Raw genomic sequence first — 13,557 nt, 5'->3', positions numbered from 1 at the left:
GCAGCTGTGACCTCTTCTCTTTCGCCTGCCGTTCGGCGGCTGATCGCCGCGACGCTCGTCAACACTCTGGGGAACGGCGTCTACGCAGCAGTCGGTGCGCTCTACCTGACCCGCGCCGTAGGGCTGTCCGTTGGTCACGTCGGCGTGGGGCTGACGATTGCCGCGCTGGTCGGGCTGGTGGCGAGTACGCCGCTCGGTGTCGTCGCTGACCGGCTAGGACCCAACAGGGCGTACATCGGGTTCCTGTTGCTCCAGGCCATCACGATGACCGCACTGACCCAGGTGCGGTCGTTCGGGTGGTACGTCGCCGTAGCGGCGGTGACTGCGATCGCGGACTCGGGCCAGCGTGGCGCGAAGGGGGCGTTGATCGCCGGAGTCGCACCGGCCGATCAACGGGTGCGGACGCGGGCGATCCTCCGGGTCGTCACGAACATCGGCATGGCTGTCGGAATGGCAGCCGCCGGTGTGGTGCTCGCGGTCGACCGGCGCGAGGTGTACGTCGTCGCGCTGCTGGCGAACGCGGCGACGTACGTGGTGACGGCCGGGCTGGTGCGGTTCGGGATGCCGGCGGTCGCGCGAGTGCCGGCCGCGGCGGGGCCGTCGGGGCTGACGGCGGTGCGGGATCGCCGGTTCCTGATGTTCGTCGGGCTGGACGGCGTACTGAGCATGCATGGTGCGCTCGCGCAGATCGGCATCCCGCTGTGGGTGGCGACTGAGACGGATGCGCCGCGGTGGATGATCTCCGTGCTGCTGGTGCTGAACTCCGCTGCAGTGATCCTGCTGCAGGTACGCATCTCGCGCGGCACCGAGCGCCTCAAGGGAGCTGCCCGGGCCGGGCGACGGGCAGGAGTGCTGCTGGCGATCACCTGCCTCGTGCTGGCGCTGAGCGACACGACGTCCGGTGCGGTGACGGTCGGTCTGCTGATCGTGGCGGCGCTGGCGCATGTCCTGGGGGAGATGCTGCAGTCCGCGGGCGGGTGGGGGATCAGCTTCGAGTTGGCGCCACCGGGTGCACAGGGGCAGTACCAGGGCGCCTACGCGATGGGGCACCAGATCGGCGACCTCGTGGCACCGCTCCTCATCACTACGGTCGCTGTGTCCTGGGGCTGGCCGGGTTGGTTGCTGACGGCAGGTGTCTTCCTGATCGCCGGCCTCCTGATCCCGCGCACTGTCGCCGGTCACCGCGCGAACACAGCTGAGCGCGACCTCGTGGTGAGCTGATTCGTTGGCGAGAATGCCTGCATGGATCTGCATCTGCAGCTGGGAGGGGGCGGGCTCGCTGAGCAGATCTATGCGCAGTTGCACGAGCGGATCAGTGCGGATGTCTTGCCGGCGGGGACGGTGCTGCCGTCGTCACGGGAGCTGGCCGGTCGGCTGTCGGTGTCGCGGGCGACGGTGGTTGCGGCGTACGAACGGCTTGCCGCGCACGGGCTGATCCGGTCGCGTCCCGGAGTCGGGACGGTCGTCACCGGTCAACGTACCTCCGCGCCGGCCACAGCGACCGCGTCGCCGCTGCGGCCCCGGGAGATCTGGAGCGCCGAGCAACTCGCCGTACCCGATCTCACGGTGCCGGCTGCCGAGTTCGACTTCTCGCCGGGCGTTCCCGCGCGGACGCAGTTCCCGTTCGCGCGGTGGCGGGCGTTGCTCAACGACCAGTTGCGGACTCGGACCGACGTCAACTACGCCGATCCGGCGGGCTCGCCCCAGTTGCGTACGGCGCTGGCGCGGCATCTGATCGTGAGTCGTGGCGTCCGGACCGCGCCGGAGCACCTCGTGATCACCACGGGTGCGCAGCAGGCGTTCGACATCGCCGCGCGCGTCCTGCTCGAGCCGGGCGACACGGTGGCGATCGAGGACCCTGGTTATCTGCCCGCCTATCGGGGATTCGTTGCCCATGGCGCTCAGGTCGTCGGCGTGCCGGTGGACGCCGAAGGGCTGGTCGTCGACCGGATCCCGGCCGGGACGCGGCTCGTGTACGTGACCCCGTCGCATCAGTTCCCGCTCGGCATGCCGCTGTCGGCCGCACGCCGTACGGCGTTGCTCGCCTGGGCCGCGCGGCACGACGCGGCGATTGTCGAGGACGACTACGACTCGGAGTTCCGGTTCAGCGGGCGCCCGCTCACGCCGTTGCAGGCGGCCGACACGGAAGGGCGCGTGCTGTACGTCGGGTCGTTCTCCAAGACGTTGCTGCCGGCACTGCGGGTCGGGTTCCTCGCGGTCCCGGCGACGCTGGGGGAGGCGGCACGGCAGGCGAAGTTCGTCGCCGACTACGGCACCGGCGGGCATCTGCAGTCCGCGCTCGCCGCCTTCATCGAGAACGGCGATCTCGCGCGCCACATCCGGCGGATGCGGCGCGCGTACGAGCGCAGGCACCACCTGCTGATCAGCACCCTGCGGGAACACTTCGAGGGCGTACTCGAGCCGATCGAGTCCAGCGGCGGCACGCACATGGCCGCACTCCTGACGCCCGGGCAACCGCCGGACACGACCCTCGCCGCGCGCGCTCTCACGGCGGGCGTCAACCTCGGGACCGTCTCGCGCTGGGGGATCGAGGGCCCCGGCCCGAACGGGTTCGTCTTCGGGTACGGCGCGATCGCGGCCGACCGCATCCCCGCCGGGCTGGCCGCACTGCGTCGCGTTATCTGATCGAGATTGGACTGGCGCAGTGCGTCGCGAACCGGCACCTCCACCGGGCCGGGTCCGTTCCTAGGCTGCCGCGGACACTCACCACTGGAGGACCCGATGAGATCCCTGCGCATCGCCGCGGTTGCCCTCGCCATTGCCGGCGTGGTCGCCGGCTCGTCCGTCGCCAACGCCCATCCGCGCTGCGAGGAGGTCGAGGCGACCATCTACGACAAGGTCGTCGACGTCGGCTGCCCGCCGCCGACCCAGGTCTGCGTGGCAGGCACGTTCCGCGGCGAGGACGGCTTCAACGGGACGAGCGTGTTCGTCCTCGGCTCCCGGGGCGAGGCGCCGCCGACCGCGCCCGCATACCGCCCGGTCAGCGGGACGATCACGTACACGTTCAAGGACGGCTCGACACTCAGCGCCCTCGAAACCAGCATCGGCAACGTCGACACCACCACCGGCACCGGCCACGCGGGCGGCACCCAGGAGTTCACCGGCGGCACCGGCCGCTACCAGAACGCCACCGGCTTCAGCTACCTCAACCAGCACTGGCAAACCGACCACTTCGTCACCACAATCCAGGGCGAAGTCTGCCGCCCGCGCCGCTAAGCGGCTTGGGCTTTGAGGAGGTCGCGTAGGGCGCGGGCGGCGGTGAAGCCGGCTCGGTTGGCGCCGATCGTGCTGGCCGAGGGGCCGTAGCCGACGAGGTGGATGCGTGGGTCGGCGACGGTGGCGGTGCCGTTCATGCGGATGCCGCCTGATGCCTCGCGGAGGTGCAGCGGAGTGAGGTGGGCGAGGTTGGCGCGGAAGCCGGTCGCCCAGAGGATGGTGTCCACGTGGAGACGCCTTCCGTCAGCCCACTCGACGCCGTCCGGTGTGATGCGGGTGAAAATCGGGTAGCGGGTGTAGACGCCGCGGTCCCAGGCGGCCTGTTCCTGCGGGCGTAAGTGCAGCCCGGTCACGCTGACAACGCTCCGCGGCGGCAGGCCGGCGCGTACTCGCTCCTCGACCCGAGCGACCACCTGTCGCCCGTACTCCGGCGTGAAGTCATCACCCGTCCGCCACTCCGGCGGCCGGCGCGTGACCCACGTGGTCGTCGCAACCGCGGAGATCTCCGCGAGTAGCTGCACAGCTGACGCTCCGCCACCGACAACCAGGACCTGCTGCCCGGCCAGCTCAGCAGCGCCGCGGTAGTCGGCGGTGTGCAGCTGACGCCCCTGGAACGTCTCGATCCCCGGGTACCACGGGATGAACGGCCGGTCCCACGTCCCGCTCGCGTTCACTATCGAGGCCGCGCGATACAGACCGCTGGACGTGTCCAGCTCGAACCCGTCGTCCACCGAGCGGACGCTCTCGACCGCTACAGGTCGCAGTACCGGCAGGTCGAACTGCTTCTCGTAGTCCGCGAAGTACGCCGGCACGAACTCGTTGGCTCGTTCAGCGCCGGCACTGGACGGCACCGGTACGCCGGGCAGGTTCGCGATCCCGTGGACGTCGTGCATCGTCAACGAGTCCCACCGGTGCTGCCAGGCGCCACCCGGTTCCGCGTTCCGATCCAGCACAACAACCTCGTCGTACGGCGTGAACCCCATCCGCACCAGGTGGTACGCAGCCGACAGGCCCGCCTGCCCCGCTCCGATCACTGCTACTTCCAGCACACCAGGAGCAACGCCGGACCCGGCCCGCGTCTTCCCGGCTACCGTGGACGACCATGGATCTCGGCGCGATGTATGGCGTGAAGATGGACTGGTTCGTCAGTTTCGCCGCAGTCGCACGGTACGGCGGGTTCTCCGCCGCTGCGAAGGCGGTGTACCGAGGCCAGTCCCGGATCAGCGAGCACATCGCGGAGCTCGAACGTGCGCTCGACGTACAGCTCTTCGACCGCACGGCCCACCCGCCGCGCCTCACTCCCGAGGGACGCGCGCTGCTCCCGCAGGCAGAGGAGATCCTGCGGCGCGTGCAGAACCTGTCCGCCGGGGGAGCCGTCCGCTTCGGCGCCTACCCGAGCGCTGCGGCCTGGCTGTTCCCACAGGTCGTACGACGGCTGCCGGACAGCGTCCGCCTGCTGCTGGTCGAAGGGCCGAGCGTGGACCTCGAGGCCGCGCTGGTCCGTGGTGACATCGACCTCGCCATCCGCCCGGTGCACCCGCTGGTCGCGGACGAGTCCCTGGTCCATGAGGTCCTCTGGCGCGAGCCACTCACCGCAGTCTTTCCGGAGCGCCATCCGCTCGCCGCCCACGAGTCAGTCGGTCTCGAGCAGCTCGCCGAGCTACCACTGATCTCGATCGGGGAGAGCGACGGCCCGCGCCAGTTCGAGTCGCACCTGGCGTTCGCCTCGAAGGGCCTCAGCCCCGAGTCCGCCTTCCGCACGAACCAGCCGCAGACCCTGCTGTCGCTGGTCCGCCACGGCCTCGGCGTAGGCGTCACCAACGAGCTCGCAGTCAGTACGGCCAACCTGGACGGCGTCCGCCTGGTTCCCATCCACGACGCGGGCGTGGAACGTCAGGTCGCGCTGTTCACCCGGCGCGACCGCCCCGCGTCACCCGCCCTCGACACCGTCATCGAGGCGGTCCGGAAGGTCAGCGGATGAACTGGTCCACGTAATCGGCGCCGAGACCGTTTGCGCCGTAGTGATCCCGGCAGAGCTGGATCTTGGTGAACGTGTCCTCGTAGCCGGTCTGGTTGCCGGCCTCGTCGACGTAGATCATCGCGCCGGAGATGTTGAAGAACGTGATCATCTCGGTGCACTCCTCCGGAACGCGGAGCGTGTGGATCTCGCCGGGCGGTTCGTACACGAACGAGCCGGCGTCGGCGACCCAGTCGTGCTCGTCGTACTGCCACTTGCCCTTGATCACGTAGCCGAAGACCGCGCTCGGATGCCGGTGCCGGGAGACGATGCCGGCCCGGGTGACCTTGAGCAGGTTGCACCACTGGCCGGTGACCGTGTTCAGCATCAGCGGCCGGAACCACACGTCCGGGGCCTGCGGCACCCAGAGCCGCTCATCGTCGGGCACCGCCTGCACAGCGATCTCTGCCGGGACACCTGCGGATACCGGGATCATCGAGTTCTCCTCACATGCTCTGGTAGCCGCCGTCGACGGGTACGACGGCGCCGGTGACGAAGCCCGCGTCCGGGCCGGACAGGAACGCGATCACGCCCGCGACCTCGTCGGGCGTGCCCCACCGGGCCATCGGCGTACGGGACAGGATCCGGTCGGAGGCGACCGGGTCGGACTGCAGCGCGGCGGTGAGGTCGGTGGCGATCCAGCCGGGTGCGACCGCGTTCACGCGGATCCCGTCCGCCGCCCACGCGACGGCCAGCGACTTGGTGAGCTGCACGATCCCGCCCTTGGACGCGCTGTACGCCGGAACCTGCGGTCCACCGAAATAGCTCAGCATCGACGCCACGTTGACGATGCAGCCCCCGCTCGTTGCGAGCAGGTCGTGCGCCGCCTCGGCTGCCCGCATCGCTCCGGTCAGGTTGATCTCCACCACCTCCCGGAACACGTCCGGTCTGTGCTCGTCACCCCGCCGGATGATGCCGGCCGCGTTGACCAGTACGTCGAGACGCTCGAGCGACCCGATCAACTCCTCCACCGACCCGTCGACCCGCAGATCCAGCTCGACCTGCTCAGGGCCTGCGCCGAGGCCCGCCCCGACGACGTGCAGTCCGTCCGCGGCGAACCGCCGTACCGCGGCCGCACCGATCCCGCTCGTTCCTCCGACGACCAGCGCGGTCCGTGTCATGCCGCCCAGCCTGACGGTCCCTCGTGCGTGCGGCCAGCGTCACCCGGAAACCGGATCAGCCCGATCCGCAGGCTCGAGATGCGGGTAGGGATGGTCGGGGGAGCGGTTCTGGAAGGAGAGGATGCCGGGATTGCGGATGGTGCCGGCCTCGATCTCGATCGCCCGGCTGATGGTGGGGTCGGCATGCCAGGCGGCGGGACCTTCGAGCACGGTGCGGATGAACGGCAGCAGGGCCTCGCTGATCTCCCAGGTCGCCGAGTTCCACAGGTACGACGGGCTGTGGTCGACGCCGTAATACGTGATGTTGTCGCCGACCACGAACGTCGGGTCGTCGAACCCGGTCGGCCGGGCCCAGCTGAACCCCATGCCGAGGTCGCAGGAGACGTCGACGATCAGGCTGCCCGGCGCGAACTGCGCGAGATCCTCCTCGATCAGGAACGTCAGCGGTGCGTCCGGGTTCTGCAGCACACAGTTCACGATCACGTCGTGCTCGGCCAGGAATCCGGCCAGCGGCACCCGGCCGTCCTCCAGCAACGCGTGGCTGCGGCGGGGATCGAGGGCGGCGCCGGGCTCGACCTCGTCCTGGTCGTACTGGACCATCCGCGCCGAGTGGATCGGTGAGCCGACGGCGGCCACATCGCGCCCGGTCAGTACGTCGACGTCGTGCACACCGTGCGCGTTCAGCGCGGTGACGGCTCCTCGGGCGGTCGCGCCGAACCCGATCACCACGGCCCGTAGCCGGCGGCCGTAGTCGCCGGTCGAGCCGATCAGCTCGAGCGCCTGCAGCACTGAGCAGTACCCGGCGAGCTCGTTGTTCTTGTGGAAGACGTGCAGGCTGAACCGGCCGTCGGAGGTCCAGTGGTTCATCGCCTCGAACGCGATCAGCGTGAGCCGGCGGTCGATCGCGAGCTGCGTGACTTCGTCGTCCTGGACGCAGTGCGGCCAGCCCCAGAGGGTCTGCCCGGGCCGCAGCCCGGCGAGATCCTCGGGCTGCGGCTTGGGCAGCACCACGACATCGGCGACCGCGATCAGCTCGTCCCGGGAGACCACGCCGGCCACCGATTTCGCCAGGTTCTCGTCGGAGATCCCGAACCGCTCGCCGTACCCGGCTTCGAGGAAGATGCGCTGGCGCAGATCCTCGTCGATCCGCTCGAAGTGGTGCGGATGGATCGGTAGCCGATGTTCGTTCTCCTTGCGGGAACGACCGATGACGCCGAGCGTTAACTGGTCCACGTAGGGCCCCTTTGGTTACTGCCTGTTCTAGCACAGTGCACCGCAGGGCTGGTTCAGTCTGCGCTGGTATCGATGCGGTGGTAGCGTCTGCCGGCCATTCCGCCGACCACGGCCGCGATCAGCGTGACCAGTGCCGCAGCGGCCACAGCGATGAGCCCGCCGGTCGTCAGCGCCTGGTCCGCGATCGGCACCGACGGGAGTTTCATTCGGTCCAGTACGTCGTACTGCGTGCCCGCCAGCGCTGCCAGCCCGGCGGCGACCGCGGTGACGACGACACCGACCAGCCAGACGCCGATCCCGTGCAGGGCGCCACCGGATCCTGCGAGCCGGCCGGCGACGTACCCGCCGTGGTAGTAGGCGAACGCCAGGATCAGCAGCAGGACCGCACCGGACACGATCCCGATCGTGCCGGCGGTGTTCGCGCTGCTCGTGGCGTCGTACCAGTCGAAGGTGGCCGCGTAGTCGACGGCCGCCGCGATCGCGCCGGCGATCCCGGTCAGGAGCGCGACCAGGCCCATCGCGACCAGCCAGCCGTAGAACGTTCCGCCGCCTGTGGAGCGCCTGTGTACCCGGTCCCGGACGGGCGGGGCGCTCCGCTCCTCCTCGTACAGCTCGGACGGGCCGAGCTTGTCAACACGTGTGTCTTCCTGATGCTGCTGCTGGGTCATGTCAGCTTCTCCTCGTCGGACAAGCCCCGTGTACCTCCCCGGTACCCGGCGAGAAACCGACGGACCCGTTTACTCAGAGCAGCTGGTCGATGCGGTCGTGGTAGCGCCTGCCAGACTTGCCGCCGAGGATCGCGGCCAGCAGCGTCAGGATCAGCAGGGTGGCTGCTGCGGCGATGCTGCCGAGCAGAAGGGTGTTGTCGGCGAGTGTCACGTTCGGCCAGTTGATGTCGTCGACCAGGCCGTACTGGCTGTCCAGCACCCAACCGGCGCCGCCGGCGAGCACTCCGACGAGCACAGCGATCATCCAGACGCCGAAGCCCTGCCGTCCGCCGTCGAAGCGAGCCAGCCGGCCCGCGACGTACCCGCCGATGTAGAACGCCAGCGTCAGCATGAAGATCGAGACACCTGCCGCGGTGAGCGACGCCGCGCCGGGCTGGGCCTTCGCGTCGCTGGTGGTGTAGTCCAGGATCTCGGCGGTGCCGAGCGCGGCCGCGGCCACGGCGGCCATCAGCAGCACCGACATCGAGATCGCGATCAGCCACCCGAAGAACGCCGCACCGAACTTGAACCCGCGGTACGAGAGCAGGTCCGGATCGACGTCCGGCTCAGCCGCAGCTGCCGGGGGCGTGCGCAGCGGCTGCTCCGGGGGGATCGAAATCGTGCTCATCGCCCGGCTCGCGGCGGCGCGCGCTTCCTCGTACTTCTGCGTGCTGGCGTCGCCGGCGGGCGTGGTGATCGTGGCGGTGTCGCCGGGGTACTGCTGACTCATCTCCGCAGGCTCCTCACAGGTCGGTTCGGGGCGGTCCCTACCCGTCCGTACTGCGCCTGACACGGCCGGAGCGCTGATTTAACCGACTCCTGGGGTGTCCTCACTCACCGTCGCCGGGTATCGGCGCGGAGTGAACACCAGTGAGCCGGCCGGCCGAGGCACAGTACGGGTCTGTGACGAGCCGACCAGGAGCAGGCACCGCATGTCAACCGTTTGAGGATCCAGTTCCGCCAGTGTTGTCACGGTGATCGCCTCCTTCGGCCCGCCCACGTCGCGTCCGACCACGACCGGCGTACCGGGGGAGCGGTGCTCCAGTAACAGGTCCCGGGTCGCCTCCACCTGCCAGGTACGGGACCTGGAGGCGGGGTTGTAGATCGCTATCGCCAGGTCTGCCTGCGCTGCCGCGGTCAGGCGCTGAGCGATCACCTCCCATGGCTTGAGCCGGTCCGACAGCGACAACACGCAGTAGTCGTGTCCCAGCGGCGCTCCGACCCGGCTGGCGACCGCCTGTGCGGCTGTCATGCCAGGCAGCACCCGTACGGCGATGTCGGCGTACTCCGGCTCCGCTGCGATCTCTGTGACCGCACTGGCCATGGCGAACACACCTGGGTCACCGGACGAGACCACAACCACTGTGGAGCCCTTGCGGGCCAGATCGAGTGCGAACGCGGCCCGCTCCGACTCGACGCGGTTGTCCGAGCCGTGCTTACGCTGACGGGCCCGGTCCGGCAGGCGGTCGACGTACGTCGTGTAGCCGATCACGTCGTCCGCACCGGCGATCGCGGCGCGTACCTCCGGAGTCATCCACTCCGGCCCGGCCGGTCCGAGGCCGACGACGGTGACGGAGCCTTCGGTGGCGGTCTTGGTCACCGGGGCGGCGAACGTGTTGTTGATGGGGCTGGGGAGGAGGGCGAGGGAGAAGTACGGGACCTCGTCCGGGTCGACCTCGTTGAGCGGTGCTGTGCGCTGGGCGTCGGTGGTCGCGCGTTCGACGTACCAGGCCTCGTCGGCGCGACCTGCGAGTTCGAAGGCCTCGCGGACCCCTGCGAACGTGCGGCCGAGCTTCATCACGGCGGCCGCGTCGGTCGAGCGGAGGCGGTCCGCCAGTACGTCGGGTGGCAGGGTGCCGGGCAGGACCGTGAGGATCTCGTCGCGCTCGCAGAGTGGGCGGCCGAGTACGGCGGCTGCGGCGCTGACCGAGGTGACGCCGGGGACGACCTCGCACGGATAGCGGTCCGCGAGGCGTTTGTGCATGTGCATGTACGAGCCGTAGAACAGCGGATCGCCCTCGGCGAGGACGACCACGTCCCGGCCGGCGTCGAGATGCGCGGCGAGTCGTGCGGCGCAGTCGGCGTAGAAGTCGTCCATCGCGCCCTGGTATCCGCCGGGGTGGTCGGTCGTCTCCGTGGTGAGCGGGTAGACGAGGTGCTCCTCGAGCTGCCCGGGCGTCAGGTACGGCGCGGCGACCGACCGCGCGATGCTCCGCCCGTGCCGCGCGCTGTGGAACGCGATCACGTCCGCAGCCCCGATCAACCGAGCCGCCTTGACCGTCACCAGTTCAGGATCCCCAGGCCCCAGCCCGACCCCCCACAACCGACCAGTCACTCTGTCTCACTCGCAATCGCGTTGATGGCGGCGGCGGTGATCGCGCTGCCACCCCGCCTTCCTCGAACGACGAGGTACTCGAGCCCGAGCTCGTTCGCTGCCAGGGCTTCCTTGGACTCTGCTGCGCCGATGAACCCGACCGGAATGCCCAGCACCGCCGCCGGACGTGGACCGCCGCCCGCGATTACCTCGAGCAACCGGAACAGCGTCGTCGGCGCGTTGCCGATAGCAACAACTGCGCCTTCCAGACGATCCAGCCAGAGGTCAACGGCAGCAGCACTCCTCGTGGTCTCCAACTGCTGAGCCAGCTCGACCGTGCGCGGGTCCTGCAATGTGCAGATCACCTCGTTGTCCGCCGGGAGCCGTCGCTGGGTGATACCGGCCGCGACCATCTGCGCGTCGCACACGATCGGTGCGCCGCTCTGGAGCGCAGTCCGGGCGTTCTTCACCACGTTCGGAGACCAGGCGAGATCGGCGACCAGATCGGTCATCCCGCACGCGTGAATCATCCGTACGGCGACCTGTGCCACGTCGGCCGGCAGCCCGTCGAGCGCCGACTCAGCCCGGATCGTCGCGAACGACCGCCGGTAGATCTCCGCGCCGTCCCGCTCGTACTCGAAACTCACACCCGTTCCCCGTCCACCAGATAACCGTTGCCTACCGCAAGAACATCCACGAACTCGCCACCCGGCTTCCCGCAGCGTCGCTCACAACCCGACCAGTGCACCCGCCCAACCACTCGCGCCATCCCACCTACCAGCCTGGTCGCGTCCGCGCGCACATCTGCCAGTGCCTTCGCACACCCCGGCTGACCTGCGCAGGCCGTGACACCTTCCCAGATGGAATCGGGTGTGGTCACCAACCCGACCTCTTCCAGACCAGCGCTACCCGCCGGCACCACAACAGAGCGCCACGGCGTGATCCGAACCTCATCACCAACCCGCGCCAACGCAGCAGCCTGCTCCTGCGTCAAACTCCCGAGCGGAACCGTGACAACGAGAGCCGCCCCATGCACTCCAGCAACCACCCGCGTGGTCTCAGTTGGCAGCGCCTCAGTCGCCCGCAGCCCAAGCCGTTCCAGGACCAACTCCTCGCCGCCGGCGAGCTCAGCGATGCGCCACTCCTGGTCACGCACTGCCAGAAACGCCTCAGCCGCAGCCAGCATGAGCTCCGGCACCACGTCCCACTCCACCCGCACACCACGGGTCCCGAGGCTCAGCAAGGCAGTCCGCTCGTCGACCGCCCTCACAGTCACATCGGCTGCCAGCTCGGCCAGATCCCCGCGTCCATCGTCCAGCGCGAACAGGAACCGCCCCGGCAGGTCAGCCAGGGCCGGGCGATCACACAGCGCCTGGTCCAGGGCAGCGGCTACAGGAAGTACGTCGTACCTCGACTGCTGGTCCAGACCGGAGAGTGGTGACGCCAGGATGTTGCGGACGCGTTCGTGGGCGATCGACGGCAGCAGACCGGCGGTAAAGAGCCGATCCGACAGGTCCCGCGGCCCGTCGGCCTGCAGTCCGCGGAGTTGTACGTTGCCCCGCGACGTGAGCTCCAGCCGCCCGTCACCCAGGTCAGCGGCAGCAAGACGCAGTACGTCGAGCTGCGCCGCCGTCAGCCGTCCACCGGGTAGCCGGACGCGTGCGAGACCGCCGTCAGCCGCTTGGTGCACTGCCAGCACACCAGGGCATCGATCGACTTCAGTCCTCGCCACAGCCGTGATGCTACGTCCCCGGAACCTGGTGTGTTCTGGCCCACAGCAGGAACCCGACCGCCAGCAGCGCGCACCCGCCCCCGGCCACCATCGCCGCCTGCACCGACCACGCGTCCACCACGAGCCCACCGAGTAGCGCCCCGGCCGACAACACGGCCTGGAACGAGGAGGTGAACCACACGGTCGCTGCCTCCCGCGACTCGGGTACGGCCTGCGCGAACATGCTCATCGAGCAGACCGGTACGCCGCCGTACCCGAGTCCCCAGACCACGAGGAGCAGCAACGCTCCCGCCGTACTGCGACCCGCTACTGGCATGAGGAGGGTCGCTGTGGCGATCAGTGCGGCACAGGTGGCGAAGGTGATGAGGAGGTTGCGCGCTGCCCACAGACCCGCGATGACGTTGCCGACCAGGCCTGCGGCACCGTAGACGAGCAGGAACAGGCCGATGAGCTCTGGACGCACCACCTCGCGCAGGAACGGCGTGACGTAGGTGTAGGTCGCGAAGTGTGCCGTGACGATCAGACAGGTGACGATGAGGGCGGTCCGGCTGCTGCGGAAGGCCTTGCGGAGTACTGCGGCGTGGGTGACCTGCAACGGTGGAAGTGGCGCGACGGTGGTGCGCAGTGTGACCAGTGCCAGTAGGGCGAGTACGCCGAGCGCTGCGAACGACGTACGCCAGCCGGCGAGCTCACCGACGAACGTGCCTGCTGGTACGCCGAGCACTGAGCCGAGGGGGACTGCGGAGAAGATGACGGCTGTCGCTCGCGGCGCCCAGCGCTCCGGGACGAGCCGTCCGGCGAGACCCGCGCCGATCGACCAGAAACCGCCGATGGTCAGGCCGACGAAGAACCGGGCCACCAGTTCGAGCCAGAAGACCGGTGCCGCTGCTGCGAGGAAGCCTGCCACGGCCAGCAGGACCATGAGGGCACAGAGCATCAGGCGGCGGTCCAGCCGAGCCGTCGCGAGCGTGACCACAGGTGCGGCGACAGCGGCCACGAGCCCCGGCATCGTCATCAGCCAGCCGGTGCGGCCCGGGGTCAAGGCGAAGTCGGCGCCGATCGGGCCGAGCAGGCCGATCGGGAGGATCTCGGTGGTGACGATCGCGAAGATCCCCAACGTCACCGCGCCGACCCCGAACCACTGGACGGCTCGAGGTGCGGTCTGCGTTGTCAGAACAGTCATATCTCCCAGGCAA

General features: G+C 69.4%; 14 protein-coding genes. 4 read left to right on the top strand and 10 right to left on the bottom strand.

Features of this window, described 5'->3' with window-relative positions:
* The first annotated feature begins 6 nt into the window (after positions 1–6).
* From OHB24_RS42935 to OHB24_RS42925, 3 genes are all read left to right on the top strand, one after another.
* The gene (locus OHB24_RS42935; RefSeq protein WP_327636742.1) at positions 7–1,221 is read left to right on the top strand and encodes an MFS transporter; all 1,215 of its coding nucleotides are present in this window, start codon (positions 7–9) and stop codon (positions 1,219–1,221) included.
* Positions 1,222–1,242: 21 nt separating this feature from the next.
* Positions 1,243–2,646 carry a MocR-like pyridoxine biosynthesis transcription factor PdxR gene (pdxR, locus tag OHB24_RS42930; RefSeq protein WP_327636741.1) on the top strand — a complete coding sequence of 468 codons (1,404 nt, stop codon included), beginning with the start codon at positions 1,243–1,245 and terminating at the stop codon, positions 2,644–2,646.
* Between the two features lie 96 nt (positions 2,647–2,742).
* Complete coding sequence (locus OHB24_RS42925; protein WP_327636740.1) at positions 2,743–3,237, top strand: hypothetical protein; 495 nt, start codon at positions 2,743–2,745, stop codon at positions 3,235–3,237.
* Here the strand turns inward: OHB24_RS42925 and OHB24_RS42920 are convergent.
* Entirely contained in the window at positions 3,234–4,286 is a 1,053-nt protein-coding gene (locus OHB24_RS42920; RefSeq protein WP_327636739.1) for an FAD-dependent oxidoreductase, read from the bottom strand. The genes OHB24_RS42925 and OHB24_RS42920 overlap by 4 nt on opposite strands.
* 53 nt (positions 4,287–4,339) lie before the next feature.
* Between OHB24_RS42920 and OHB24_RS42915 the strand changes: the two genes are divergently transcribed.
* A complete protein-coding gene (locus OHB24_RS42915) occupies positions 4,340–5,218 on the top strand; it encodes a LysR family transcriptional regulator (RefSeq protein ID WP_327636738.1) in 879 nt (292 codons plus the stop codon).
* Here OHB24_RS42915 and OHB24_RS42910 read toward each other — a convergent pair.
* The 9 genes from OHB24_RS42910 to OHB24_RS42870 all read right to left on the bottom strand — a co-directional run bounded on the left by OHB24_RS42910 (position 5,208) and on the right by OHB24_RS42870 (position 13,544).
* Positions 5,208–5,690 (bottom strand): 2,4'-dihydroxyacetophenone dioxygenase family protein, encoded by a 483-nt coding sequence (locus OHB24_RS42910; RefSeq protein WP_131346216.1) that lies wholly within the window; start codon positions 5,688–5,690, stop codon positions 5,208–5,210. The two genes, OHB24_RS42915 and OHB24_RS42910, sit on opposite strands and share 11 nt — an antisense overlap.
* Positions 5,691–5,700: 10 nt before the next feature.
* Positions 5,701–6,375: an SDR family NAD(P)-dependent oxidoreductase gene (locus OHB24_RS42905; RefSeq protein WP_327636737.1), complete on the bottom strand. Its 675-nt coding sequence runs from the start codon at positions 6,373–6,375 to the stop codon at positions 5,701–5,703.
* Between the two features lie 39 nt (positions 6,376–6,414).
* Positions 6,415–7,608 carry a N(5)-(carboxyethyl)ornithine synthase gene (locus tag OHB24_RS42900; protein WP_327636736.1) on the bottom strand — a complete coding sequence of 398 codons (1,194 nt, stop codon included), beginning with the start codon at positions 7,606–7,608 and terminating at the stop codon, positions 6,415–6,417.
* 53 nt (positions 7,609–7,661) lie between these two features.
* A complete protein-coding gene (locus OHB24_RS42895; protein WP_327636735.1) occupies positions 7,662–8,276 on the bottom strand; it encodes a hypothetical protein in 615 nt (204 codons plus the stop codon).
* A 73-nt stretch (positions 8,277–8,349) separates the two neighbouring features.
* Positions 8,350–9,045 carry a hypothetical protein gene (locus OHB24_RS42890; RefSeq protein ID WP_327636734.1) on the bottom strand — a complete coding sequence of 232 codons (696 nt, stop codon included), beginning with the start codon at positions 9,043–9,045 and terminating at the stop codon, positions 8,350–8,352.
* Positions 9,046–9,123: 78 nt separating this feature from the next.
* A complete protein-coding gene (locus tag OHB24_RS42885; RefSeq protein ID WP_327636733.1) occupies positions 9,124–10,650 on the bottom strand; it encodes a precorrin-2 C(20)-methyltransferase in 1,527 nt (508 codons plus the stop codon).
* Positions 10,647–11,276: a precorrin-8X methylmutase gene (locus OHB24_RS42880; RefSeq protein WP_327636732.1), complete on the bottom strand. Its 630-nt coding sequence runs from the start codon at positions 11,274–11,276 to the stop codon at positions 10,647–10,649. The genes OHB24_RS42885 and OHB24_RS42880 overlap by 4 nt, the downstream gene beginning before the upstream one ends.
* Complete coding sequence (locus tag OHB24_RS42875) at positions 11,273–12,361, bottom strand: precorrin-3B synthase (RefSeq protein WP_327636731.1); 1,089 nt, start codon at positions 12,359–12,361, stop codon at positions 11,273–11,275. The genes OHB24_RS42880 and OHB24_RS42875 overlap by 4 nt, the downstream gene beginning before the upstream one ends.
* A gap of 10 nt (positions 12,362–12,371) precedes the next feature.
* Positions 12,372–13,544 carry an MFS transporter gene (locus tag OHB24_RS42870; protein ID WP_327636730.1) on the bottom strand — a complete coding sequence of 391 codons (1,173 nt, stop codon included), beginning with the start codon at positions 13,542–13,544 and terminating at the stop codon, positions 12,372–12,374.
* Between the last annotated feature and the right edge of the window lie 13 nt (positions 13,545–13,557).

It is taken from the genome of Kribbella sp. NBC_00482 (genome assembly GCF_036013725.1).
GTDB lineage: Bacteria > Actinomycetota > Actinomycetes > Propionibacteriales > Kribbellaceae > Kribbella.
Note: the sequence above shows the minus strand (reverse complement) of the source record. Positions and strands in the feature narration are given on the sequence as shown.